Origin of the sequence: Wolbachia endosymbiont of Kerria lacca, assembly GCF_051602725.1 — a bacterium.
Lineage (GTDB): Bacteria > Pseudomonadota > Alphaproteobacteria > Rickettsiales > Anaplasmataceae > Wolbachia.
This window is the reverse complement of record NZ_CP192272.1, coordinates 932,706-958,038: the sequence shown is the minus strand read 5'-3', so window position 1 is coordinate 958,038 and position 25,333 is coordinate 932,706. Positions and strand designations below refer to the sequence as shown.

Here is a 25,333-nt window from a genome sequence, read left to right as displayed (position 1 = left end):
AAACCTTACTTGACAAATCTTTACACTTTCCTTATTATGGCAATAAGAGTATTTATCCTTGTTTTTGGGCTCAACGACAAAATTCAGTAAAAAAACTCAGATATCTATTGGCAGGTTACAAAAAATTATAGCGGCTGCATGTCTTTTTTATTTTTTCTACATTCAGCCAAATCGCGCTTATTTTAAGCGTTAGCACATTATTACAATGCCAATTTACATTATTATAGGGTCAAAACTCGCTATACGGGGATTTATTTGCCTTTTTAAATTTATTAAGCTTTTTAATATCTATAGTTAATATATTTAAGAGTACAAAAATACCAACCTTTATGTAAAATAATAAAACTTCTAGCTTTTTTGTTGTGTAGAGTTTATCATTTTTATTTAACTTTAGTGAGATTATGTCAGACCTTGCAAAGAGGATGTCTCTGATAAAACCATCGCCTACAATCGCTGTGACCGATAAGGCAAACAGATTAAAAAGCGAAGGAAAGAAAATTTGCGTTTTAGCTGCGGGAGAGCCGGATTTTGACACTCCAGATCATATAAAAAAGGCAGCTATTCAATCGATAAATGAAGGCAAAACTAAATATACTGCTGTTGATGGAACGCGTGAGCTTAAAGAGGCGATAATCAATAAGTTAAAAAGGGATAACATTCTAGAATACACACTTAGCCAAATCTGTGTTGGTGCTGGTGCTAAGCAGGTGTTATTCAATTTGTTCATGGCAACAATTAACCCTGGGGATGAAGCTATAATACCAGCTCCTTATTGGGTTTCATATGTTGATATGGTAAGTCTTTTTGGCGGACTGCCAGTTGTTGTAGAGTGCAAACAAAACTTTAAGCTGATACCGGAGTTACTGGAAAGCAATATAACTGAGAAAACTAAGTGGTTAATTCTCAACTCACCAAATAATCCAGCAGGAATTGTCTATACATATGATGAATTGAAAAGCATAGCGCAAGTATTGCTTAAACATCCACATGTGAATGTTGTTACAGATGATATTTATGAGCACATAGTATACGACGAAAAGTTTTTTACCATTGCTCAGGTTGAGCCAAAACTTTATGATAGAGTTTTTGTGGTCAATGGAGTATCAAAAGCCTATGCAATGACGGGCTGGAGAATAGGCTATATTGCAGGCAGGAGTGATGTGATAAAAGCTATTTCTACACTGCAGTCTCAAAGTACTTCTAACCCAAACTCGATAGCACAAGCAGCAGCAGTTGAAGCGTTAAACGGTGATCATAGTTTTTTGAAAGAAAGAACAAAAATCTTTAAGGATCGTAGAGATTTTGTAGTAAAAAAGCTAAATTCTGCTTCAGGATTGTCAGCATCTATTCCACAAGGTGCATTCTATTTGTTTGTCGCATGTGAAGGTTTATTGGGTAAGAGCACGAAAAGTGGTAAAGTAATAAATAGTGATCTTGATTTTGCTGAATATTTGTTGGAAGACCATTTAGTTGCTGTTGTTCCAGGAATTGCGTTTGGTCTGAAAAATTTTATCAGAATTTCTTATGCAACCTCTCAGGAACAATTAGAAATTGGATGTAATAGTATTATTAAAGCATGTGAAATGCTAAGTTAACTTTTTAATATTCTTATGTATAATATTTCAGTAAGATAGAGTTGATTTATGGCGTGGGTATATTTGCTATTAGCTGGTTTGGTTGAAATAATATGGACCACAGCACTGAAATATAGCAATGGCTTTACTCGTGTTATACCTGTAGTAATTATTTTAGTTAGCGGTTCTGTAAGTCTTTACTGGCTATCGTTAGCAATGAAGTCTATCCCCCTTGGTACATCTTATGCAGTTTGGACTGGTATAGGTTCTATAGGTGCAGCGATAATAGGAATAATGTTTTTTAATGACCCAGTAAATTTTGGGCGTTTATTTTCCCTTGCTTTGGTAGTGCTGGGTATTATAGGATTAAAAATATTTTCCAATTAGGAAAAGTTAAGTACGTCTATTTTACCATCTCAGGACTTTCTACTAAAGTTGCCTTGGATTTTTCGGTTCTTGAAGAGGGCATTCCTATTGATTTAGCAAGTACCTTTCTGATGTTCAATGTTTCATTTTTCTCATTTTGTTGAATTAAGTTAATATCGTTTATTTTATTCATTAAATCTTTTCCTTCCTTTAAAATTTTTAAATCGCTTTCGTTGATATGATGTTCATTTTTAAATTCTGCAACGATTTCTTTCTTCTTTGGATGAGTATTCAGAAATTCTAATATCTGGTGTTTAGCAACAGCTTGAATAAATTTCTTATCGTGAAATATTGAATTGTTATGTAGTTCTTCTATGATTTTATCATATTGTTTTGCTTCATTTACAGTAAGTTTTATTATTTCTTCTGTGCTACTTAAAAGTTCCCTGTATAACTTGTCGTATCTATTGCCTGTGTGTGAGGCAAATGTTTGTTCAATGTATTTTGTTATGTAGTTTTGTAGCGTATTGTCTATTGTATCTATGTTCATTCACTCACCTTGCTTTTATGTTATATTTTACACGCGAAAAGGTTAATATTAAGTTAACTTAGACGTCTCTAAAGCCAAGTTTTACTAAAAATTATATTATTTAAAATATAATTGTTATCACGAAATAAAAGCGTAAGTAAAATGAATTTTGTAACAAAACTAAAACTTATAGTAAAAAAATAAAGCTTAAGATGAACAAGGGTAAAATTATAAAAATCCTTATCATCATCATCTGTGGTATAATTTTTTTCATATACCTTATCCATGAACCAGTTATAGATATGCTAAAAGGTCTCTTTTAAGAAAGATACTCGGATTAGAGTAGCTATTTACAAAAGTGTTGCTCCTTGCTGATAAAATACCTATAATTCCGTTTTTTAGGTAATATTAGCATTGCAGAGAAATTTTTTCATATGGTTGCTAGCATCACTATTTTATGCATACCAGTATATATTGCGTGTAATTCCAAATATAATCGCGCCTGAATTAATAACAAAATTTAACATAAGTATTACAGATGTTGGTCAATTTGGTGGGCTATATTATATAGGCTATACGCTTGCTCACATACCTGTTGGTCTTGCCCTTGATAGATTTGGGCCAAAGTTTGTTTTACCTGCGTGTATTGTCTTAACATTTGCTGGAACATTGCCGCTAATATGCTTTGATCAGTGGTATTACTCAATACTTGGTAGAATGATTGTCGGAATTGGATCGTCTGCTTCAGCAATTGGACTTTTCAAAGTTGCAAGCATGTATTTTTCACAAGAAAAATCAGCAAGGATGGCTAGCTTATCTATAATAATAGGGTTATTAGGAGCTATTTATGGTGGATTACCTCTAGACTTCTTGCTCAATAAATTTGGTTGGAATTATGTTATATACACTTTCTCAGCATTTGGTTGTTTACTTGCTCTGCTGTTGCTTTTAATAACGCCAAACTCTAACATAGAAGAGAGTAGAAATGATAACATATTTCAAGATTTAAAAACTGTACTTTTCAACAAACATATCATTCTGATTAGCTTTTTTGGTGGCTTAATGGTTGGACCACTAGAAGGTTTTGCTGATGGTTGGGCGAAAGCGTTCTTATGTGAAGCATATCAAATGAACGGAGATTTGGCATCTTCACTTTCCTCTCTCATGTTTATAGGTATGGGAGCTGGATCATTCTTTCTCGCTTATTTACTGGAGAAGTATCCAGACAAACATTACGAGGTGATTATTGCGTGTTCTTTTGCAATGATCGCTAGCTTCCTCTTGCTTTTTACACAAGTTGGCGGTTTATATATTGCATTACCTACACTTCTTGTTATCGGCTTTGCATCTGGGTATCAGGTAATTACTATTTACAAGGCAATAAGTTATGTAAACAATAACTTGGTAGGCTTAGCCACAGCTGTATCAAACATGATAGTTATGGTTTTTGGCTATTTTTTTCATACTGGAATTGCAAAAATAATAGACTTATGTTGGAATGGAACGGTAATACAAGGAAATCCTTTGTATGGTACTGATTTGCTGGTAAAAGCAATATCAATTATTCCTGTATGTCTGCTTTTGGCTGTTTTTGGATTTATGTGGTTAAGGAAAAGGTCTTATGACAATTGCTTCAGAAAGGATTTGTAACTCTGAAAATAATTTAAAGTCTTGTGATAATGAAGTTTATCTCTCTATAGAGAAGGAACTGCAGCGTCAAAGATCGCAGTTGCAATTGATTGCATCGGAGAATTTTGCAAGTAAAGCAGTGATGGAAGCACAGGGTTCTTTTCTGACTAATAAATATGCAGAAGGTTATCCTGGTAAAAGATATTACTGTGGCTGTGAGTATGTAGATGAAGTTGAAAATCTGGCTATAGAAAGGCTTTGTAAGCTGTTTAATGTTAAATTTGCAAATGTTCAACCTCACTCTGGTTCTCAGGCAAATCAAGCAGTGTTTGCTTCACTACTTACTCCGGGTGATACAATACTTGGATTGTCACTGAATTGTGGTGGACATTTAACTCATGGTGCAGCACCAAACCTTTCTGGTAAGTGGTTTAAGTCGATCCAGTATACAGTTAATAGAGACACTTACCTGCTTGATATGGATGAGGTGGAAAGGCTAGCGCTAGAGCATAAACCGAAGCTAATCATTGCTGGTGCTTCCGCTTATCCAAGAGAAATAGATTTCGAGCGCTTTCGTGAAATTGCGAATAAAGTTGGTGCATATTTGCTTGCAGATATTGCGCACTATTCAGGGCTTATTGCTGCAGGTTGTTACCCATCACCTGCTGAATATGCGCATGTTATGACTTCTACAACTCACAAAACTCTACGTGGTCCTCGTGGCGGAGTGGTAATGACAAATGATGAAGCATTACATAAAAAAATTCGGTCTGCGGTTTTTCCAGGGTTGCAAGGTGGGCCCCTTATGCATGTGATAGCTGCAAAAGCTGTTGCATTTAAGGAAGCATTAGCGCCAGAGTTTAAAACTTATAGTAAAAAAGTTGTGGAAAATGCGAAAGTGTTAGCTCAAGCGCTGCAAGGGCATGGGCTGAACATTATAACCGGTGGCACTGACTCTCATATAGTGCTAGTTGATTTAAGATCACAGAAGTTGAAGGGAAAAGACGTTGTAAATAGCCTTGAGAGAGCTGGCATTACCTGCAATAAAAACTCTGTGCCATTTGACACGGAAAAGCCAACGATTACTTCAGGGCTCCGTTTTGGTACCGCTGCTGAGACAACACGCGGACTTGAGAAAAAAGATTTTAAAGAGATAGCTGATCTGATAAATGAAATAATTCAGGGATTAATTGATGGAAATAGCCCTGATGTTGAAAAAGCAGTGAAAAATAAAGTTGAAAGTATTTGTAGTAATTTTCCTATTTATTAATTTATTTAGCATTGGAATTTCCTTCCTTTACTTTGGATTAAACTATTGTATAGTGATTTTATAGCTCTTTAATTTTATGATAAATGTACCTAGCATAGAGAGTTGTGATTTTCACAATAAAAATGTTCTGCTCAGGGTTGACTTCAATGTTCCTATAAAAAATGGAAGAATTTGTGATGCCACTCGTATTTTGAGAGCGCTACCTACCATTCAGTATTTGGCAAATGCGGGTGCAAAAGTTATTGTTATCTCACATTTTGGGCGTCCAAAAGCCAAAGACAGTAACTTATCGCTAAAAAACGTAGTTGAAACTTTATCGCGGCTGCTAAGCAAAGAAGTGAAATTTATTGATGATTGTATTGGTGAGAGAGTACAAAGAGCAATAAATGCGATGGATGGAGGAGATATAATATTACTAGAGAATCTGAGGTTTTATAAAGAAGAAGAGCAGAATGATTCAAATTTTGCTAAACAATTAGCATCTCTAGCAGATATATATATAAATGATGCGTTTTCTTGCTCTCACAGAGCTCACGCTTCTATTTCACGCATTACGGAATTTTTACCTTCTTATGCAGGATTTTGCTTGCAAGATGAGCTAAAGTATCTTGAGCAAGCTATATCGTTTGACGCTAAACCTATTACTGCGATAGTTGGTGGAGCTAAAATATCAACTAAAATAAAAATGCTTATAAAGCTAGCAGAAAAGGTTGATTACCTTATTCTGGGCGGCGCAATTGCTAATAATTTTTTGTTATTTAATAAAGTTAATATAGGCAAGTCTTTTTTTCAAAATGGCGTTGATGATCTTCTGCACGATATTGTTGAGACGGCAAATAAAAACAATTGCAAAATAGTTGTGCCAGAAGACGTTTTGGTTGCAGTAAATTCTGATTATAGCACTGGTGTTTTAAGAAAAATTGAATCCATTTTGGACGGTGATATAATTTTAGATATCGGACCTCAAACTTTAAGCACAATAAGCGGTATAATAGCAAGCAGTAAAACTCTGCTGTGGAACGGACCTATTGGTGTTTTTGAACATTCAGCTTTTGCAAATGGTACAGTAGAGGTGATGAGAGTAGTAAGTGATTTGACACACGAAGGAAAATTAACCAGTGTAATAGGAGGAGGAGATAGTCTATCTGCAATAAATACTGCAGGTCTTGCCGATAAAGATTTTACATATATTTCAACTGGTGGGGGAGCGTTTTTAAGTTGGCTAAGTGGTGATGAGATGCCAGGACTGCGATCAACATTAGATTAAAACTTTTTTAAGTTGTTGCTTATACCCTAGCTTCTTTATGAATATGATTATGTCGAAAATAGCTAAGTTAATCTTGTGCTTAATAATACCAGTAATAGGATTTGTTTTTTACATTAAGGAGCATTATCTCAATGATGCAAATTCACAAATTGGCTTTGAGCCGTTTTTCAAAACAGATTCTTCAGATCCAGACTATATTCCACCACTTCCAGAGTTGACTGATTTTGATAGAGGAGTGTTAAGGGTTTGTGGAGATTGGGGAACACAGCCTGATGAAGAAGATTTCAGAATTTTGCTTGATTGTCCGCAGCATCAAGAAGTGGTGAAAAGGATATACGATAAGCTTGATCATCAGGTGATTACACCTAGTGCAGACTTGGGGTTGTTTAAAGATGAATTGACTAAGATTTGGTTTACAAATAGCGGAACTGAAAAAGAAACTATAGGGTTTGGGCATATTTTTTGTGGTGAACCAGATAGATTGGGGCTAGGTGGTATGCATTTTGTAGGTAGATATGTTGAGGCTCAAGAAAATAAGTGGGCGGGTGCGATTTGGGATAATGAATCTCTGTGCAATAAATTAGATATTAAGCCACCTGTTTACACATTTGGAATGAAATATCTAGGTAAGGATGGAGAAGTGAAAGTTAAGTGCCCAAGTGGGTACGCGTATAACCTTCATGCTGATGATATTTTAGTTTCTGCAACTAAGGCGTTTAAGGAGCTGGGAAAAGATGGAATGTGTCTGTATAAAATGGAAGATGACAATTATCAATCAGTGTTTGTGAGAAAGAAAGACGCTATACTCACATTCTATCCTGACTTAACACCAAAATGTAATGATAAGAGTATTAATTGTAGCTGTAGCAAGTCTTGATTGGCTGAAAAAAAGTAAACATTTTATGTGTGTTATGCTAATTTAGTTATATTAAGGGCAATTTGTAGAGCTACATGAAACTTATAGTAAAAAAATGTTTGTCTGTTTTATTTCTGTTGCTGCTTGTAGCGCCTCTTTTATATGGACAACAATCTTGTTTAAGTGATATTGAGAACGATTTTCAAGATTTGAAAACATCATTAAAAAATCCAATATTTTTAGATCCTGCACCGAGTTTAAATTATGATGATAGAGAAGGCAAAAAAGTGTTGATGGTGGTGGTGCACCATACCGAATCACCAACATTAAAAAGTACAAAATACGCATTAAATTCTTCAGGGATATCAGTACAGCTTATTGTTGATAGAGATGGTAGCATTACTCTGATGGTTCCACTTGAAAAACGAGCATGGCATGCTGGTATAAGTTATGCGAAAGTTCAAGTAGATAATGTGGTTGAAGAGCTACGAAAACTGAATGATTATTCTATAGGTATAGAGATTGTAAACACAGGGCTTGAGCCTTTTCCAGAAGAGCAAATGAAATCTGTCAAAGATCTGATTTTGTACCTCATGAAGCGCTTTAAGATTAGAAAAGATATGATATTTAGTCACGCTGAGATAGGCACTATAGTGTACAACTCAGCAATTGAAGGTTACGCAATGCGTAAGCCTGATCCACATAAGTTATTTGATTGGGAGTTATTAGAGAAAAGTGGTATTGGATTGCATATAGGTGATAGAATCAGTCCTCAAGACGCAGAACAAAAAGTAAATGAGGTTTTGTATAAGGTAGGTGATAAGAGTGAAAATATTTTGAAATTAAAAAAAAGGTTAAACGGTTTTTTTTATAAAATACTGCCTTGGAATGATAGGGAAGGTAATATGATTTTTCCTGACAATAATGCTAATTACTCAAATGAGTTTGATGAAAATTTTGCGTGGGTTATCAATCAGTTTTCAATGCACCACTTGCCGAAAGAGATTAGAAAAGACTTGCCTCTAAAATTAGAACAAGAAGATATTTTGCCTGAATTTTTAGTTAAGTATAGAAATCTTATTTTTAGTGAATTCTTATCTTTAAGTGATAAAACTCAATTAAGCTTAAAGCCACCATTTTTGAATGAAGAGGATTATAAGCATTTATTATCTTCTCTTGCAGAATATGAAAATAATATTTCTTCTGATGCATTTGCTATGCTCATGTACAAGATTAAGCTATATTATGACTCTTATCTAAGATACAATATAAGATCTTCACTTTATATTCCATTTAGACTTAATTCATTTGAAAAGCTAGATATTTTAAAGAATGAAATATTATCTTTTAAGTCTATAAGCCCTGAAAAGGCTATAGAAGTCTCGAATTTGATTAATGAGTTTAGGTCGAAAATTTTATCTGATTTCCAAAATTTTGAAAAGCAATGGTTTCAAGAATTTAAGGACACTTGGAAACAAAAATTTATACCGAATATGGAAAGGCAAATGTCTTGGACTGCGCTACATGAAACTGTGTTGGAATATTTAGAAAAGGCGAAGAAAGAAGTCTAATGAGTATTACAATGACCAGATGCATGGGCAGAGAAAAATAAAGGCACATGCATCTGGAAGTATACAAAAATTTCTAAATGAGATTAATATAGTATTGGGATGACAGAGTTTAAAAAATAAGTTACTTTTTTTATTTTTGGTAAAAAGTAGTCTATGGGTATTAAAATTGCACCTTCTATACTTTCAGCAGACTTTGCAAAATTAGGGGAGGAAGTAAAAAGAATTAGCGACTTGAATGTAGATTATATACACATAGACGTTATGGATGGAAATTTTGTTCCAAATATTACAATAGGTCCGAATGTTATCTATGCGATACGTAAATATAGCAACCTTCCTTTTGATGTGCACTTAATGATTAAATCTCCTGGTGACCATATTGAAAGTTTTATAAATGCTGGTGCTGATATTATCACTATACATGCAGAAGCAGAGATACATCTTGAGAGGCTAGTAAGAAAGATAAAATCATATAAAAACAATACAAAAAAAATAATACAAGTTGGAGCTTCAATTGTTCCTTCAACTTCTCCAAGCGTGCTTGAGTATATAATAGATGAGCTAGATATTGTGCTAATTATGACAGTCAATCCTGGATTTGGAGGACAGGAGTTTATTCATTCGCAGTTGAGTAAGATATCTACTGTGAGGAAAATGATACAGGACCGTAATCTTAAAACACAAGTTTCAGTAGATGGTGGAGTTAACTTTTCTAACGCAGCTGATATAATAAAAGCAGGTGCAAATATATTAGTTGCTGGATCAGCAATATTTAAAGCTGAAGACATGAAAAAGGCTGTAAACGATCTTAAAAATCTTTCGTTATAACCCTACAGATAACACAAACCATTTTTGTTATCTTGTCAGTTTTAAAAATTCCTATTATCCCAGTGTTTCGACACTGAGATAATAGAAAGTAAGTTCAACCTCAATAGAAACCTGATGACGAGTCATTATTACCAAATTTTGGTCTGCTTCTATTACTAAAACCAGAACGAGGACGAGTAGGTCTATTACTATGATAATTATCTTCAGGTTTTTTATTAAACGAGTTGTTATAATAATTATCCCTATTATTTAAATCATCTCTCCTTTCTTCATTGTAAAGCTTACCTTCAAAAAATTCACCTGTTTCTTGATCAACACGACGTCTTGATAATTTTGGACATCCACCTTTTTCAAAGTCAATTATCAAAGCTTTGAAGGTATCACCCTGTTTAAGTATATCCTCAATGGACTCTACATGTTGATTAGCTACCTCGCTTATATGCATTTTTCCTTTTCTTCCATTAAGAAGTTCTAGCTCTACAATAGACTTCTCTATCTTTACAACTTTAGCATCAATTATAGAACCTTGTTCTAGCTCTGTTATTGAATCAATCATCATATTCTTTGCAGCTTCAGCTTCAGTACTACTAATGGCAAAAACAGAAACTTTACCGTCATCCCCTATTTCAATTTTTGCATTACTTCTTTCACATACACTGCGTATATTTTTTCCTTTAGCACCAATAGCTGCAGAAATTTTATCTTTATCTATATAAAACGATAACACTCTTGGTACATGATCTTTTATATCCTTACGATGTTCTGAAATTACTGCATTCATTTTTTCTAAGATATGTAATCTTCCGACTTTTGCTTGTTCTAAAGATTTTTCAACAATTTCAAAGCTTATACCAGGAATTTTCATATCCATCTGCAGTGCTGTAATCCCTTCGCTAGTTCCTGCTACTTTGAAGTCCATATCACCAAGATAGTCTTCATCGCCCAGTATATCAGAAAGTATTATATGCTCATTTTTGTCTTTGATGAGGCCCATAGCAATTCCTGCAACGGGAGCCTTTATTGGCACACCTGTATCCATTAATGCAATGGAAGTTCCACAAACTGTTGCCATAGAAGAAGAACCATCAGATTCCATAATCTCAGATACTACCCTTATTGTATAAGGAAATTCAGATTTATCAGGTAAAACAGGATGAATTGCTTTCCAAGCAAGTTTACCATGACCAATTTCTCTCCTTCCTGGTGCGCGTATAGCAGAAGCCTCTCCAACAGCAAATGGAGGAAAATTATAATGCAACATAAAATGTTCACGTCTATCCCCTTCAATGTCATCCACAATTTGCTCATCTTGTGTAGTACCAAGAGCAGTAACAACTAGTGCCTGAGTGCTACCCCTTGTAAATAGCGCAGAACCGTGAGTCTTGGGTAGAATGTCAGCCTCAATTTCTATCTGGCGTATTTCATCATACTTACGGCTGTCTATTCTCACACTTTTCCTTCTAATCATTTCACGCACTAAAGATCTTTCAAAGCTTTTTACTGCATAAGTAATTAACTTTTCGTCTTTTCCAGCCTCTTTAAGAGTATTCAATATATTATTCCTGACTACTTCTAGAGCTTGGACTCGCTCTTGTTTTACTGTTTTTGAATATGCTTCTTCAAAGTCTTTTCGATATTTTTCAAGTTCTTGAGTTATATCTGATATATCAACAGGAGCAAAGCTTTCAGGTTTATTGCCAACTGTATCAGCAAATTCTTTTATGAGCTTAATAACAGGTTGAAGGTGTTCATGACCAAATTTTATTGCGTTTAAAACATTTTCTTCAGAGAGCTCTTTGACTTCCGATTCGACCATTAAGATCGAATTTTCATCACCAGACAAAAACAGATCCAAGTTGCTCGCTTTCATCTCTTGAACGGAAGGATTGAGTATATAATTGTTATTTTCATCACAACCGACCATGACTCCAGCTATAGTAAAGTGGAAAGGAACACCAGAAATTGCAAGAGCTGCGACGGTACCTATCAATGCTGGTACTTCAGGAGAATTGACCGTATCGTAAGTTAACAGATTACATACTACACTAATTTCATCATGAAAACCTTCAGGAAATAACGGCCTTATACTTCTATCTATTACTCTTGAAATTAAAGTTTCTCTATCAGATGGTTTTCCTTCTCTTTTAAAAAAACCACCAGGAATCTTACCCATGGCATAACTTTTTGCAATAAACTGCACATTTAAAGGGAGAAAATCAACACTTTCTTCCTTCTTTTTTCGTACAACAGTGACTAAGATAGAAGTATCTCCATAATTTACAACTAATGAACCATCAGCTTGACGTGCTATTTTCCCAGTTTCTAAAGATAAGGTACGCCCCTCCCAATCTATAGATTTTTTTATAATTTCAAACATACAAAATTCCTCGATTATTTTCTAATGCCTAACTTCTCTATTAACTCTTGATAGGCTTCATTACCAAATTTACGTTTTATATAATTTAAGTGCTTGCGCCTTCTACCTATCAATATAAGTAAACCGCGCTTAGAATTATGGTCATGCTTATGCGCTTTAAAATGCTCAGTTAAATTACTGATCCTCTCGGTTAAAATTGCACACTGTACAAAAGATGAACCTGTATCATCTTCTTTAATTGCATATGTACTAATCAAACTTTTTTTCTTTTGGGATGTTATTGACATCTAAACCTCATTTCAAAATATTAAAAACACGAATAGGCTTCACATAACCATGAGTAAAACTGCAAATTGCAATAGGTACATTACCCACTATCGTACAAAAAATATCATAATTCTTTAAATTACGCAAGTTATTTAATATAATTTCTTGACCTTTTCTGATTTTCTCCGCTTCCTCTAAGGAAATTTCAACTTTGAACATCGATTTTAAAGCCGATTCAATGGGAATGATGAAGCCTTTTGTATTACCTCCATCATCTTCTGTCATCCCACCCTCCGATGTCATCCCAGTGTCAAGCACTGGGATCAAGCCTATTTCATCACGAACATTGTTTTTGACATATGCTCCTAGAATCTTTTGTCCATTACATGATTTGTAAGTATTTGTATCCAGTGTCAAGCACTGGGGAGAGTAAGTTGTTGTGTTTTTTTTAGTAAGTTGCTCAATTGTCACTGATTCATCTTCCTTAAAATCACCTACCATCGTTCTTCTTAATTGTGTAATATGTCCAAAACAATTTAATTCAATTCCAAGATCTCTTGCAATTGATCTTACATATACGCCGCTACCGCAGATCATAGAAAAATCGGCAATATTATTTATGGTGTCCAAAAATATCATCTTTAGTTCATGTATTTTGACTTGTCGAGGTTTTATATTTACCTTTTGCCCACTTCTTGCTAATTTATATGCTCTTGCTCCCTTGATTTTCACTGCTGAAAATTGAGGAGGAGTTTGTGTTATCTCACCAATAAAATCCTTAATCGCACAGTTTATTTGGTTATATTCGGGTTTTATATCGCTAGTTCTAATGATATCACCACCCAAATCATCCGTAGTTGTTTGTTTTCCCCATTTTATTGTGAAATTGTATGCCTTTAAGTCACAAGATAAATACGGTATAGTTTTTGTTGCTTCACCAAGAGCGATCGGTAATATACCTGAAGCCAAAGGATCAAGTGTTCCCAAATGTCCGGCTTTTTTTATTCCAAAAATCCTTTTAATTTGAGTTACAGCTTGTGCAGAACTCATTCCTGTTGGTTTATCAAGATTCAGCCAGCCATTTACCATGTATCAATCTTACATAATTAGTAACAATTTAGAAAGTAGATAAAATATTAAGTTGTTAATAAAAATGCTTGACTAGTGTGCATTGTTAATATACAATTAACTTTTTATTAACCTTAATTAAGGAGAAAGTAATTATGACTACTATATGGAAATTGAAAAATATAGCACCCATAACAAAAATGAGTATTGAAAGTACAGTTGCAACTGCATCTTTAGCAGCAGCAATAACAACATTATTGATTGCTACTAAAGTAATTGCTGGACCTGCGTCTTTAGCACTTATTGCTAGCCCTGCTGGAATTGCAGTTCTGTTTATTGTCGCTGTATATTTTGCCGCAGCAGCTTATGCTTCATATCAGCAAATGCATAAGAATGAAGAAATAGGAGTGAATGGTAAAGATACAGATTTCTTTGTTCTTCTTGGTGATATGGTAAAGAGTGGTGAAGTTGTTGAAGAAACAACTAAAGACGAAAATCAGCAGGATGTTCAGCAATTATTCCTGACACTTCCAATTGCTGATTACAAAGAACTAGCAAAAAATAATGAACCAGTTCACATATTATTAGCAGATGGGAAAGTTGTTGAGCTTGCACACTTAGGTCCCGAAAATAATGCTACTGAATATAAGGTGCAAATAACTAAAGTTGCTGAAAAAACAACTGTTGCTGAAATGAAAGAAAAGTTAGCTATGGCTCCTGATTCTAAGTCATTAACAGTTGCGGTAGGTGATAAAGATCTTGAAGCTTTAAAGAATGAAGTTCAAGCTAAATTAGTAGAGGTTGCAGTAAATGCAGCTCTATCAAAAATTGCTCAGAAGTAAGCAGTTTTAAATCGAGAAAAAAAGAGGTAGAGTTATCTCTACTTCTTTTCTCTATCATTTAGGTACGTAAGATCTATCCCACACCTCAACTACATCCTCACTGAACTCTATTATCTTTACTTTTTTGAATTTATGGCAGTTGTTTATGGATTGAATCCCTAGATCTCCTATAAAAGGAGTGGCATCATTGCCTAGAATTTTACCACTGCGACAGATTATTAATCTATCAATCAAATTATGCTTTAATAGCTCTGTAATTAATATTCCTCCACCTTCAACTAATAACCTTGTTATGCCAATTTCTGAAACAAGTTTTGATGCCATGTCTTTTAGGCAGACTTTATCGATAATGTCAGGCTCCGATGTCATTCCAGCGCGTGACCAGTTTTCATTATGCAATTGCTTGAAGTTTTCTGGTCTTGGCACTGGGATGACAGGAGAAGGCATTGGAATGACAGGAGAGTGTGTTGGGGTAACATCTGGAATAACAGGAGGTTTGTGATTTGAATTGACTATCAAATAATTAATGTTTTTTATTTTTTTCTCTATTTCTCTGTTTGTAATCACCCAAGTTGTTATTTTGTCTGCAGTTTTTGCAATATTATGCTCTTCCTTCAATTTCCCTTGGCTATCGATAATTAGCCTTATTGGCGACCTGTCTTCGAGTCCTGGTAATCTGCAAGTTAAGAGAGGATCGTCATTGATAAGGGTACTACTGCCAATCATAATTGCATCGTATTTTGCTCTGAGCTCATGTACCCAATTTCTTGTATCTTCGCTTGTTATCCATTTGCTATCACCTGTAAATGTTGCGATTTTTCCGTCAAGAGTTGTTGCGATTTTGCAAGCTATGAATGGTCTATGGAGTTTCTTGGTGGTAAAAAAGCCAACATTCAGTTTCTCTGCTTCTTTCTGCATAATCCCTTGTTTTACTTCAATTCCTGCATCTGCTAAAGCTTTTATCCCTCTACCTGAAACTCTACTATCTGGGTCAATAGTTGCAATTACTACCATTTTTATTCCAGATCTTATGATTTCTGCAGTGCAAGGTTCTGTAACTCCAAAGTGGCAGCATGGTTCAAGAGTGACGTACATAGTTGCACCATGAGTTAAATCTTTAGCATTTTGTAGAGCAATTACTTCTGCATGTGGACGTCCACCGATTCCTGTGTAGCCTTCACCAATTATCATACCATCTTTTACAATGATACATCCAACAGCGGGATTTGGTGCAACACTTCCAAGACTTTTTTCTGCAAGTTTTAATGCGATCGACATGAAATAATCATCGGTCATTAGAAAGAAGTCATTTCGTATGAGGTATCAAAAATTCTTCTGTGCTCGTGTATGGCAAATCTATCTGTCATACCTGAGATATAATCACATATTATTACTGAACGCTGAGATTCACAAGCAAGCTTGTTCCACTCTGTGGGTAATAACCTTGGGTTTTCATAAAAACATTGAAAAAGCTCCTGTACTATACGTTTTGCTTTGTTCATTGTTCTGGTCAGTTTATAACTTCTGTATATTTTTTCCATGTTAAATTTTTTCATCTCTTTTGTGGCATTTGCAATTTCTGGTGAAAATGTGACTAGCATTGTATTTAGACCTCTTACATCTTCTACGCTTTTTATTTTGTGATCTTTAATATTTCTTTCAGTCTGAAAAACGACATCATTTATCATAATTCCTATAGTTCTACTCAGTGATTCATGTATGAGTTTGCTTTGAGCCAATTCTGAATATTCGCTTTTTACTTCTTTGAACATTTTGCCAATTAAAGGAACATCGAGCAAATCTTCGGTTATTACTAAATTTGCCCTGAGTGCATCATCAAGATCATGAACACTATAAGCAATGTCATCAGCAATCGAAGCAACTTGTGCTTCAAGACTTGAAAATTCTTCAAGCTTTAGATCATATTTTTCATTGTATTCTAATAGTAGCTGATTATTTGTGTGGGATACCGTATTTTGACCGAGTAAAGGACCGTTATGCTTTGCAACGCCTTCAATCACTTCCCAACTTAGATTCATACCATTAAAGTCAGCATGTTTTTGTTCAAGATAAGTTAAAATCCTTATAGCTTGAACGTTATGATCAAACTTATACTTCTCGTTATCAATTTGAACTAGAGCATTCTCACCTGTGTGACCAAATGGAGGATGACCAAGGTCATGTGCAAGCGCTATGCATTCGGTGATGTCCTCATCTAATCTGAGCCTGCGTGCGATGGATCTTGCAATTTGTGCAACTTCAAGGCTATGAGTTAGCCGAGTACGATAGTAATCATGCTCATAATTGATAAAAACTTGTGTTTTGTACCCCAATTTCCTAAACGCATTAGAGTGAATAATGCGGTCCCTATCACGCTGAAAGCAGCTGCGATTTTCATCTTCTGGCTCTTTAAAATTTCTTCCTTTTGTTTTATTTGGAAAGCACGCGTAACTTAATAGAAAATTATTGTTTGACATGTAAAATTTCTACTATAATAGGTTATCAATAATGAACGGTGGTTGTTATGTCAACAGATTACAATATTAGCTTAACTGACAATGCATTAAGGAAAATCCACTCCCTTGTAGAACAGGAAGGAGATGAGAGTTCTGTTTTGCGGGTTGCAGTTTCAGGTGGTGGATGCTCTGGCTTCAAGTATAATTTTCTTATGGATCAAATAAATAAGAAGATGTCTTTGGGTGACGATTTTGACGATGATGAAGACGACGATTTTGACGATGACGAAGATAGCGAGGATTATAGAAGCCACTCCAGTTTTAGTGAAAAAGGTAAAGATATAGTAATTAATGATGAGAATGGAAACCCTGTGTTAATGGTTGATAATTGTTCAGCGAAATTTTTAAATAATTCAACTATAGATTATACTGAAGATCTAAGTGGTTCTGGTTTTCAAATCAAGAATGCTCTCGCTAAGTCTCGATGTGGGTGTGGTAACAGTTTCTCGGTCTAATTCTCCCTCCTGGATCTTTTTATAATATGGACAGTGATGTAGCACTAGAGCTAGCTTCTGTGAGTAAGAGCTTCAAAAAAAGTCCTGCTATTGTAGAAGATATCAATCTGAGTCTTACAAGAGGGCAAGTAGTTGCATTGATCGGCAGTTCAGGATCAGGAAAAACAACTATATTGCAAATTGCAGGCCTATTGGATAAGCCAACTTTAGGTGTAGTGACAATAGATGGAGTAAATTGTACGCAAGCCAGCAATAAATATAAAACTCATGTAAGAAGAAATTTTCTTAGCTTTGTTTATCAATTTCACTATTTATTACAAGAGTTATCAGTGTTGGAAAACGTTATGCTTCCTCAGCTTATTGCAAGAAGAAGCAAAGCTGAAGCAAAAAAAAAATCGCAAGCAATATTAGAAAAATTTGGTCTGGAAAATAAAGCAAGTAGTATGGTATCTGAAATTTCTGGTGGAGAAAGGCAGAGGGTTGCAATTGCAAGAAGTATTGTAAACTCTCCAAAGCTTTTACTTGCAGATGAGCCAACGGGAAATTTAGACCCAACAAATTCTTTGAATGTGTTTTTGCTATTACATTCATATGTAAAGGAAAATAACAGCTCTATGCTTATAGTAACACACAACTATATCCTTGCAGAAAAAGCAGATCACATTTTTCAGTTAAAAAACCGATCATTAGTAAAGCTGTAAATGGAAGAAACAAGTACAATACAAAGCTACCTATAACTTGTACTTATTTAACCAATGGTCATTAACGGAGTATAATTCGCATGAAATGCTTTCATTATTTTTTATACACGGACTCTTTAACTTACGCTGTTTACTTAGAAAGCATCCTGACAGCATAAACATTGCTAAAACGAGAAATAATAATTGCCTAAACATAACAAGACTTTTTTTATTTATATTAATACGTTCATTTCTCTCATTTGTAAAGTTAGGCATATTCTTTTACCCTTATCTCTTTTTTAACTTTTTTGGAGGAAGTGACTGCACTGTTTAAGCGTAGTTTTATATAATTATCTATAATTTGAGCTACTTCCTCTTCTTTATCCCTTAAAAAGTGGTTAGTATCGTCTACTATATGGTATTCCATATGGTTATTTTTTACCGAATTTATTAACCTTTGTGCTAATTCTGTTACATCGCTTTCTTCTGAAATTGTATCATTATTACTTTGTATTATAAGTCCAGGAACTGGGCAAGGAGAGAGAAAAGAGAAATCGTACTTAGTTGCTGGAAGAGAAAGGGCAACAAAACTTACTATCTCTGGACGGCGCATTGTCAACTGCATAGCTACCCATGCTCCAAAAGAAAAACCAACTATCCAAATTGGAACATTGTTAGAGTTATGCTCCTGAAGCCAATCAATAGCTACTGCAGCATCAGTTAATTCTCCTATACCCTTATCAAAAGTTCCGGTAGATTTTCCGACACCACGAAAATTAATTGTCAATGCAGAAAAGTTATTATCGATAAAAGATTCATATATAGTATGTATAATCTTACTATCCATACTACCACCATATTGAGGGTTATGATGTAAAATTAGCACAACTGGTGCATTGGCATCTTTGCTTTGATGGTATCTACCTTCTATCTTTTTTGTTGAATTATTTAAAAAGACTTCTACCATGATGACTCCTAATAAAAACCTGTTTTGACAGGGATTGATAATGTAAATTGTTTATTAATTATGTATTAATTTCCCTGTTTTTGCAATAAATTTTTATCGTGTTAAAGTTAACATACATAATTGGTTGATGGTAAGTGACAAATAAGCCTGTGAGTTTATTCTCTCTGGAAGAAAGTAGTTGCGTGTATGCTGATTATAATGCAACTGCTCCAGTGAGTAAAAATGTAAAAAAAAGTATACTTGAGATTTTGTCGAAACAAACACTAAATCCATCATCGCTGCATAAAAGAGGACAAGAAGCGAGGAAGATTCTTAAAGAGGTAAGAGATAACGTACGTGATGCTCTTGACGTTCCAAATGATAAAGAAATAGTTTTTACGTCTGGTGCAACTGAAGCAAACAACCTCGTCATGAGAGGAATGAAAGGCTATCTGCATGTAATTTCAGCTACAGAGCATCCTTCAATTCTTAATTCTGCATATAATCCACATATAATACCCGTTAATCAAGAGGGTATTGTTGACTTTTTAGAGCTAGAAAAAATTCTAAGCGAACTTGAAGGGAATAAAGTAATAATTTCAGTGATGATGGCTAATAACGAAACTGGAGTTATCCAGCCTGTTAAGGAAATAGCTAAAATGGCACATAAATTCGGGGCAATCTGTCACACTGACGCTGCTCAAAGTGTTGGGAAAATCGAATTAAATATGAAAGATTTAGAAGTGGATTTACTTACTTTATCTGCTCACAAATTTGGTGGTATAGCAGGTAGTGGAGTTTTAATATTTGACAAAAAGCTTGTAATAGAACCTACTATAATAGGTGGTGGGCAAGAAAGAGGATTGCGTGGTGGTACAGAAAACATTGTTGCAATTGCAGGTCTTTCTGCTGCATTGCAAAACATTCCAGATCTTCTATCAAAAATGAATGAAGTGGAGAAGCTGCGTGATCAATTGGAGTGTGAATTATTAAGTCTTGTCAGTGATATCAAGATCTTTGGCAGAAATTCTGAAAGATTGCCAAATACAAGTTTTATTTATATGCCGAGGGTAAAGAATGATCTGCAGCTCATGCATTTTGACTTAAATAATATTGCAGTCAGCAATGGTTCTGCATGCTCTTCTGGAAAAGTTGGGCCTTCTCATGTTTTGCTTGCAATGGGAGCAACAAAAGAGCAAGCAGAATGTTCAATTAGAATCAGTATAGGTCCGGAGGTTAAACCGCGAGACATAGAAAAAATAGTGGATTGTTGGTATAGTATCTATAAGAAGAATGCTTTAGTAAATGCAAAAACTACTTTCACCATTCCCCTTAAATCATGATAGAGGGAATGGTGAAAGTAATTTCTATTGCCAGAGGTTGTTATAATAGTTAAATGCTGCTGAAAACCGATTTGCTTATAGTTATGGAAGAAATTCTCTAATTGCATACCACACCATTCAATTGTAGTATGTCATTTTATACTTGATAAAAACGCTGTATTGTATTATAATATATCATCAAGAGATAATAAGGAGTTACATATGTCTTATATGAAAAACGAACAGGATATTCGCTCTCAGGGCGTTTATTATAGTGCTGGACTCAGGAGTTACCTAACTAAAGTATACAATTATATGGCTTTAGCTTTAGGTGTTACAGGGCTTGTTGCGTTTTTAACAGTGTTTTCTGGTCTTTTCCAGGTGATTTATTCCAATCCTGTTCTATCGCTTGTGGTAATGCTATCTCCAGTTGCATTGGTGTTTTATATGTCTTTGAGGCTTCAACACCTAAGTGCTCAGTCAACACTTACTGTATTTTTTCTATTCTCAGTTTTAATGGGAATTTCTTTATCTCATATTTTTATAATTTATACTGCAGAAAATATAGCGAGAGCATTTTTCATTACATCGATCATGTTTGGTTCTATGGCTTTATATGGTAATACTACAAAAAAAGATCTTACCAGCATGGGTTCTTTTTTGATTATGGGAATCTGGGGGTTAATCATTGCATCTATAGTTAATCTGTTTCTTGGAAGCAGTCCTCTCTATTTTGCAATATCGTTTGTATCAGTGATAGTGTTTACTTTAATGACTGCATACGATGCTCAGAGAATCAAAGATGTTTATTATAGATATAATGATGGCTCAGAAGTTGCAACTACTAAGCTGGCAATACTTGGTGCAACTAATCTTTACTTTGACTTCATCAATATATTCCTCAATTTACTCAGGTTACTTAACTTGTTCAACAATAAGGATTAGATGATTTCCTTTTTAAGGGGAAACAATAAAAGTTCTATAGTTTTCCTCCTAATATCTTTAGTGGTATTGATGCTGTGTATTGCATATGCTTCAGTACCGTTGTATAGCATCTTTTGCAAAGCTACTGGATATGGTGGCACAACGAGAAAAGCAACTAATACGACAATAAATGCAACTGACCAAAAAATCAGGGTTTACTTCAATGCTGATGTAATGTCCGGTCTGCCTTGGGAATTTAAATCAGAAACTAACTACATCGATACAAATATAGGGCAACAAAGTTTAGTATTTTATTATGCAAAAAATTTATCTGATCAGCCTTCTTTTGGAATGGCAGTGTATAATGTCACACCTTTTAAAGCAGGTAAATATTTCAATAAAGTTGCATGCTTTTGTTTTGAAGAGCAAATGCTGCTACCAAAACAAAAAGCGGCTATGCCCGTATCCTTTTACGTAGACCCTGAAATAATGCGTGACAATAGTACAAAAGATTTAAGTGAAATAACACTATCATATACGTTTTTTAAGCTTAAATAACAAACCTTTTCCTATTGTAATCCGAACAAGGTTGTACGATATATCTATTGAATTGAGCAGGAGCTCTTATTTGCTTTTTGCACACTGACTACTTGTGTTTCAGTGTTCGTTGTTGCTAATTCCCATCCTTCATTATTTGCTTCACAAGCATTCCAACATTGAGCCAACTCCTTATTATTTTTTACAGAATCTGGTATTTCTATGTTGGGATTTTTTTCTAATGTATGCTTAATTAGAATCTCACAGCAATTTTTGCGTTCAATTGACTTATCCTTACAATATAATTCAGCAACACACTCTAAAGCAGTGTTTCCATTGTAGTTTTCATCTGGGCTATCATTCACTCCCGCTTTTATGAGAGCCTTTAATATGTCCGGAGAATGGGTCAAAACACAGGCATGTAAATATCCTTTTTCATTTTGCACATTAGCTCCTGCTTTTATTAAAACTTGCGCTAAATTTGTTAAAGTGTATAATTTATAATTAATGTCAATAGAAAAAAGACTATCTATTGGAAAGCCATCATAATCTTTCAAGTCAAATTGGTGATTAATATCAAATCCTTTTTTTTCCCAAGAAGTATATAAATATTTACAATAATCTCTTTTTTTATCTGATTTTTGTATTCTATATTCTAACCTTTCTTTTATTTTTTTTATTACATTGTTAACATCCAAATCATTATCTTCATCCACTTTGCACAACACATTGAATAAAACACCATAAAGCCAAATTTCTCTGTTCATGATAATTTGTGCCTCAAAACTATTAACAATACGCTTATGTAGTGTATAAACTCTAAATAACATTTTGCAAAATATTAATTGCTAGATAACATAATTAAAGTTTTTGTCTTACATTTATCATGGTTAGAGCTATACAAATTAAAAAAACTGGGGGGCCAGAAGTATTAGAATTTGTAGATAAGAGCATAGGTGAGCCAAAAGATGAGGAAGTCTTAATACGTCATACAACTATCGGCTTAAATCGTTATGATTTAGAACATAGAAAAGGTATACGCAAAATTAAAGATCTGCCATCAGTACTTGGAGTAGAGGCAGTAGGAGTTGTTGAAAAGCTTGGTAAAAAAATTAGTGATGGACTTAAGGTTGGAGATAGAGTTGGATATTGCACAGCTCTTCCAGGGGCATATTGTGAAAAGCGCATTGTACACCAGAAATATTTGATAAAAATTCCGAATGATATACCTGATGAAGTTGCTGCTGCAGTATTGTTTAAAGGTATGACAGCTCACTATTTAGTTAATCAATCTTATAGAATCAGGCCTGGTGCTTTTGTACTAGTTCATGGAGCTAATGGTGGTTTGGGGCAAATAATATGCCAATGGGCAAAGGATAAAAAAGGTGTAGTGATAGGTTCTATAAGCTCTGACGAAAAAATGAAGATAGCTTTACAAAGTGGCTGCACATACGCAATAAACTACAATGATAAAGACTTCGTTTCTAAAATCATGGAGATTACGAAAAATAGAGGAGTAGGTGCGGTGTATGACCCTATAGGTTACGCTACAAGCAAGCTCTCTTTTGAATCTTTAGGTAAGTTTGGCATATATGTTTCCTATGGGCAGATATCAGGTAATGCTCCTATTAATTTCTCTTTACTTAGTTCGCGTTCGTTATTTGCAGCTGGAACTTCGATATATCACTACAAGCACAATAGACTTACGTTAGTGCTTACTGCAATGGAAATTTTTGAAATGATAAGAAAAAAACTTTTAATTGTACGAATTAATAAAAAATATAAATTTGATGAAATAATAGAGGCTCATCGTGACATGGAAAATAGAAAAGTAAGTGGGCTAAATATTATCAAAGTTTCTTAAATAACTTAGTAACCTAAAATAATTATTCATTAAGTCATATCAACAAGAATTTCACATGGTTAGTTTTCTTATAACAAGTTAGTTTATTTGATGCAGGTGTAGAAGTTGATGATGTGTGTTCCTAGCTTTAGCTATTAGTCAATTCTTTCCATCCAAGAATCATTTTATTAGCTTGCCTCAATGTTTCAATAGAAGGCAAGTCTTCTGTGCTTAGTGGTAGACGAACAGTTTTGTGTTCTATGAGCCCAATGTCATGCAAAAGTGCTTTAGTAGGTATTGGATTGCTGGCAGTAAATAGAGCTTTGCAAGCTTGTTGCAAACTGTCTGCTTGAGGGTTCTTGCCGCTCATGCATTGCTTAACATATTCATGTACTACACTTGGCCAAACATTGGCAGCAACAGAAACCAGACCAGCCGCACCCTTAGCAGCCATATCAAATATCATATTATCGTCCCCACAAAACACCTCAATATTTGGTGCAACTTTCTTATACTGAGTTAAAGTATCAACGGTGCCACTTGAATCTTTGATAGCCCAAAATTTTTCGTGGCTGGATAAGTTGCGTACAGTTTCAGCGTGAAGACTCACTCCTGCTCTTGATGGAATATTGTAAAGCATGGCTGGCACATGTGCTTTTTCAAGCAGCTTTTCAAACCATAAAGTTTGCCCCATGATTCCAGGCTTTGCATAAATGGGAGTTGTCATTAGATAGCCATGAATAGGCATACCCTTGCAAAAATCAAGCCATTCAAGAGTCTGATATAGATTCACTCCTGGTACACCAATTATAATTTTCGTATTTAATTTTAGCTCACATACAAATTCAACTAATGTGCGCTTTTCAGAATCAGTAAGTGATAAGCTTTCACCTGTGCTACCTAGCAACACTACACCATTTTCAGCTTCAGCTTGCATTGTTAGTAAACGCTGCAAGCTTTGGTAATCTATACTATCTCCACTGCAATTAAAAGGAGTAACACAAGCAGTCCATAAAAATGTAGATTTCAATTGAAGTTATTAAAATGGTATTTCATCATCGATTAGTTCGTCTTTTATATCGTTGTCAAAACTTCCGTGTTTATCTTTTTGTTCTGTTTCATTTTGTTTGTATTCACTTGGCTTGTAATCAGAGTTTGACATACTGTTTCGTGAATCTAAAAGGGTAAGGGCACTATTAAAGTTATATAGCACCACCTCTGTCGTATACCTTTCACTACCATTTTGGTCAGTCCATTTTCTAGTTCTCAGAGAACCTTCAACGTAAACTTTACTACCTTTCCGTGCAAAGTCTTTAACAATTTTTACTAGTCCTTCACTAAAAATTACAATATTATGCCATTCTGTCTTTTCAGAGCGCGTACCAGAAAATTTGTCAGTCCAACTTTCAGATGTGGCTATCGAAAAACTTGCCATCTCTTTTCCATTTTGTGTAGTCCTAATTTCAGGATCTTTTCCTAAATTACCAACTAATATGACTTTATTTATAGTACCACTAGACATAATTATGCTTTAAAATAAATCTCTTTATTATCTTATGTGAGAGTATTATTGTCAAATTTAATTAAAAACGCGCTTGGAGGGATTCGAACCCACGACCTTTGCCTCCGGAGGGCAACGCTCTATCCAACTGAGCTACAAGCGCAG

General features: G+C 34.6%; 25 protein-coding genes and 1 tRNA gene. 15 read left to right on the top strand and 11 right to left on the bottom strand.

Annotation, left to right across the window (positions count from 1 at the left end):
* The first annotated feature begins 401 nt into the window (after positions 1-401).
* Both ACQ4M0_RS04330 and ACQ4M0_RS04325 read left to right on the top strand, forming a co-directional pair.
* On the top strand, positions 402-1,595 hold the full coding sequence (locus tag ACQ4M0_RS04330) for a pyridoxal phosphate-dependent aminotransferase (protein ID WP_017531947.1): 1,194 nt from the start codon (positions 402-404) through the stop codon (positions 1,593-1,595).
* A gap of 48 nt (positions 1,596-1,643) precedes the next feature.
* Complete coding sequence (locus tag ACQ4M0_RS04325) at positions 1,644-1,961, top strand: DMT family transporter (RefSeq protein ID WP_438456296.1); 318 nt, start codon at positions 1,644-1,646, stop codon at positions 1,959-1,961.
* Between the two features lie 16 nt (positions 1,962-1,977).
* Here the strand turns inward: ACQ4M0_RS04325 and ACQ4M0_RS04320 are convergent, their stop codons facing one another.
* Positions 1,978-2,490: a hypothetical protein gene (locus ACQ4M0_RS04320; protein ID WP_213863841.1), complete on the bottom strand. Its 513-nt coding sequence runs from the start codon at positions 2,488-2,490 to the stop codon at positions 1,978-1,980.
* A 393-nt stretch (positions 2,491-2,883) separates the two neighbouring features.
* Between ACQ4M0_RS04320 and ACQ4M0_RS04315 the strand changes: the two genes are divergently transcribed.
* The 6 genes from ACQ4M0_RS04315 (at position 2,884) to rpe (ending at position 9,890) form a co-directional block, all read left to right on the top strand.
* Complete coding sequence (locus ACQ4M0_RS04315) at positions 2,884-4,119, top strand: MFS transporter (RefSeq protein ID WP_213863840.1); 1,236 nt, start codon at positions 2,884-2,886, stop codon at positions 4,117-4,119.
* Positions 4,091-5,368, top strand: coding sequence for a serine hydroxymethyltransferase (gene glyA, locus ACQ4M0_RS04310; protein ID WP_213863839.1), 1,278 nt, complete (start codon positions 4,091-4,093; stop codon positions 5,366-5,368). Before ACQ4M0_RS04315 ends, glyA begins: the two co-directional genes overlap by 29 nt.
* A 79-nt stretch (positions 5,369-5,447) precedes the next feature.
* Positions 5,448-6,635: a phosphoglycerate kinase gene (locus ACQ4M0_RS04305; protein ID WP_179943647.1), complete on the top strand. Its 1,188-nt coding sequence runs from the start codon at positions 5,448-5,450 to the stop codon at positions 6,633-6,635.
* 49 nt (positions 6,636-6,684) lie between these two features.
* Complete coding sequence (locus ACQ4M0_RS04300) at positions 6,685-7,512, top strand: EndoU domain-containing protein (RefSeq protein WP_012481925.1); 828 nt, start codon at positions 6,685-6,687, stop codon at positions 7,510-7,512.
* Positions 7,513-7,586: 74 nt separating this feature from the next.
* A complete protein-coding gene (locus ACQ4M0_RS04295; protein WP_007302240.1) occupies positions 7,587-9,062 on the top strand; it encodes an N-acetylmuramoyl-L-alanine amidase in 1,476 nt (491 codons plus the stop codon).
* Positions 9,063-9,215: 153 nt separating this feature from the next.
* Positions 9,216-9,890 (top strand): ribulose-phosphate 3-epimerase, encoded by a 675-nt coding sequence (gene rpe, locus ACQ4M0_RS04290; protein ID WP_007302239.1) that lies wholly within the window; start codon positions 9,216-9,218, stop codon positions 9,888-9,890.
* A gap of 100 nt (positions 9,891-9,990) precedes the next feature.
* Here the strand turns inward: rpe and pnp are convergent, their stop codons facing one another.
* Genes pnp through truB form a run of 3 tightly spaced genes read right to left on the bottom strand, consistent with a single transcriptional unit; the run spans position 9,991 to position 13,623 of the window.
* A complete protein-coding gene (gene pnp, locus ACQ4M0_RS04285) occupies positions 9,991-12,267 on the bottom strand; it encodes a polyribonucleotide nucleotidyltransferase (RefSeq protein WP_438456295.1) in 2,277 nt (758 codons plus the stop codon).
* A gap of 14 nt (positions 12,268-12,281) precedes the next feature.
* On the bottom strand, positions 12,282-12,554 hold the full coding sequence (gene rpsO / locus ACQ4M0_RS04280; protein ID WP_007302237.1) for a 30S ribosomal protein S15: 273 nt from the start codon (positions 12,552-12,554) through the stop codon (positions 12,282-12,284).
* Between the two features lie 7 nt (positions 12,555-12,561).
* The gene (gene truB / locus ACQ4M0_RS04275; RefSeq protein ID WP_007302236.1) at positions 12,562-13,623 is read right to left on the bottom strand and encodes a tRNA pseudouridine(55) synthase TruB; all 1,062 of its coding nucleotides are present in this window, start codon (positions 13,621-13,623) and stop codon (positions 12,562-12,564) included.
* Positions 13,624-13,757: 134 nt separating this feature from the next.
* Here truB and ACQ4M0_RS04270 point away from each other — a divergent pair, with 134 nt between their 5' ends.
* A complete protein-coding gene (locus tag ACQ4M0_RS04270) occupies positions 13,758-14,444 on the top strand; it encodes a hypothetical protein (protein ID WP_438456294.1) in 687 nt (228 codons plus the stop codon).
* 54 nt (positions 14,445-14,498) lie between these two features.
* Here the strand turns inward: ACQ4M0_RS04270 and ribD are convergent, their stop codons facing one another.
* Both ribD and ACQ4M0_RS04260 read right to left on the bottom strand, forming a co-directional pair.
* Positions 14,499-15,740 carry a bifunctional diaminohydroxyphosphoribosylaminopyrimidine deaminase/5-amino-6-(5-phosphoribosylamino)uracil reductase RibD gene (ribD, locus tag ACQ4M0_RS04265; RefSeq protein ID WP_438456293.1) on the bottom strand — a complete coding sequence of 414 codons (1,242 nt, stop codon included), beginning with the start codon at positions 15,738-15,740 and terminating at the stop codon, positions 14,499-14,501.
* Positions 15,740-16,921, bottom strand: coding sequence for a deoxyguanosinetriphosphate triphosphohydrolase (locus ACQ4M0_RS04260; RefSeq protein ID WP_264685535.1), 1,182 nt, complete (start codon positions 16,919-16,921; stop codon positions 15,740-15,742). Before ACQ4M0_RS04260 ends, ribD begins: the two co-directional genes overlap by 1 nt.
* 47 nt (positions 16,922-16,968) lie before the next feature.
* Here ACQ4M0_RS04260 and ACQ4M0_RS04255 point away from each other — a divergent pair, with 47 nt between their 5' ends.
* The gene (locus tag ACQ4M0_RS04255) at positions 16,969-17,415 is read left to right on the top strand and encodes a HesB/IscA family protein (protein ID WP_019236790.1); all 447 of its coding nucleotides are present in this window, start codon (positions 16,969-16,971) and stop codon (positions 17,413-17,415) included.
* Between the two features lie 26 nt (positions 17,416-17,441).
* On the top strand, positions 17,442-18,116 hold the full coding sequence (locus ACQ4M0_RS04250) for an ABC transporter ATP-binding protein (protein WP_214303172.1): 675 nt from the start codon (positions 17,442-17,444) through the stop codon (positions 18,114-18,116).
* Positions 18,117-18,363: 247 nt separating this feature from the next.
* Here ACQ4M0_RS04250 and ACQ4M0_RS04245 read toward each other — a convergent pair whose 3' ends face one another.
* Positions 18,364-19,062, bottom strand: a complete 699-nt coding sequence (locus ACQ4M0_RS04245; RefSeq protein ID WP_438456292.1) for an alpha/beta hydrolase — start codon at positions 19,060-19,062, stop codon at positions 18,364-18,366.
* 134 nt (positions 19,063-19,196) lie between these two features.
* Between ACQ4M0_RS04245 and ACQ4M0_RS04240 the strand changes: the two genes are divergently transcribed.
* The 3 genes from ACQ4M0_RS04240 to ACQ4M0_RS04230 all read left to right on the top strand — a co-directional run bounded on the left by ACQ4M0_RS04240 (position 19,197) and on the right by ACQ4M0_RS04230 (position 21,845).
* Positions 19,197-20,384 carry a cysteine desulfurase family protein gene (locus ACQ4M0_RS04240; protein ID WP_213863835.1) on the top strand — a complete coding sequence of 396 codons (1,188 nt, stop codon included), beginning with the start codon at positions 19,197-19,199 and terminating at the stop codon, positions 20,382-20,384.
* A gap of 201 nt (positions 20,385-20,585) precedes the next feature.
* On the top strand, positions 20,586-21,308 hold the full coding sequence (locus tag ACQ4M0_RS04235; protein WP_438456291.1) for a Bax inhibitor-1/YccA family protein: 723 nt from the start codon (positions 20,586-20,588) through the stop codon (positions 21,306-21,308).
* On the top strand, positions 21,309-21,845 hold the full coding sequence (locus tag ACQ4M0_RS04230) for a cytochrome c oxidase assembly protein (protein ID WP_438456290.1): 537 nt from the start codon (positions 21,309-21,311) through the stop codon (positions 21,843-21,845).
* A gap of 44 nt (positions 21,846-21,889) precedes the next feature.
* Here ACQ4M0_RS04230 and ACQ4M0_RS04225 read toward each other — a convergent pair whose 3' ends face one another.
* Positions 21,890-22,591 carry an ankyrin repeat domain-containing protein gene (locus ACQ4M0_RS04225; protein WP_438456289.1) on the bottom strand — a complete coding sequence of 234 codons (702 nt, stop codon included), beginning with the start codon at positions 22,589-22,591 and terminating at the stop codon, positions 21,890-21,892.
* A gap of 119 nt (positions 22,592-22,710) precedes the next feature.
* On the opposite strand from ACQ4M0_RS04225, the gene ACQ4M0_RS04220 reads away from it, so the two are divergent.
* Entirely contained in the window at positions 22,711-23,688 is a 978-nt protein-coding gene (locus ACQ4M0_RS04220) for a quinone oxidoreductase family protein (protein ID WP_213863833.1), read from the top strand.
* A gap of 127 nt (positions 23,689-23,815) precedes the next feature.
* Here ACQ4M0_RS04220 and dapA read toward each other — a convergent pair whose 3' ends face one another.
* From dapA to ACQ4M0_RS04205, 3 genes are all read right to left on the bottom strand, one after another.
* The gene (gene dapA, locus ACQ4M0_RS04215) at positions 23,816-24,697 is read right to left on the bottom strand and encodes a 4-hydroxy-tetrahydrodipicolinate synthase (protein WP_438456288.1); all 882 of its coding nucleotides are present in this window, start codon (positions 24,695-24,697) and stop codon (positions 23,816-23,818) included.
* 9 nt (positions 24,698-24,706) lie between these two features.
* The gene (gene ssb / locus ACQ4M0_RS04210; RefSeq protein WP_006014313.1) at positions 24,707-25,189 is read right to left on the bottom strand and encodes a single-stranded DNA-binding protein; all 483 of its coding nucleotides are present in this window, start codon (positions 25,187-25,189) and stop codon (positions 24,707-24,709) included.
* Between the two features lie 68 nt (positions 25,190-25,257).
* Positions 25,258-25,331: transfer RNA gene (locus tag ACQ4M0_RS04205), tRNA-Arg, on the bottom strand.
* Between the last annotated feature and the right edge of the window lie 2 nt (positions 25,332-25,333).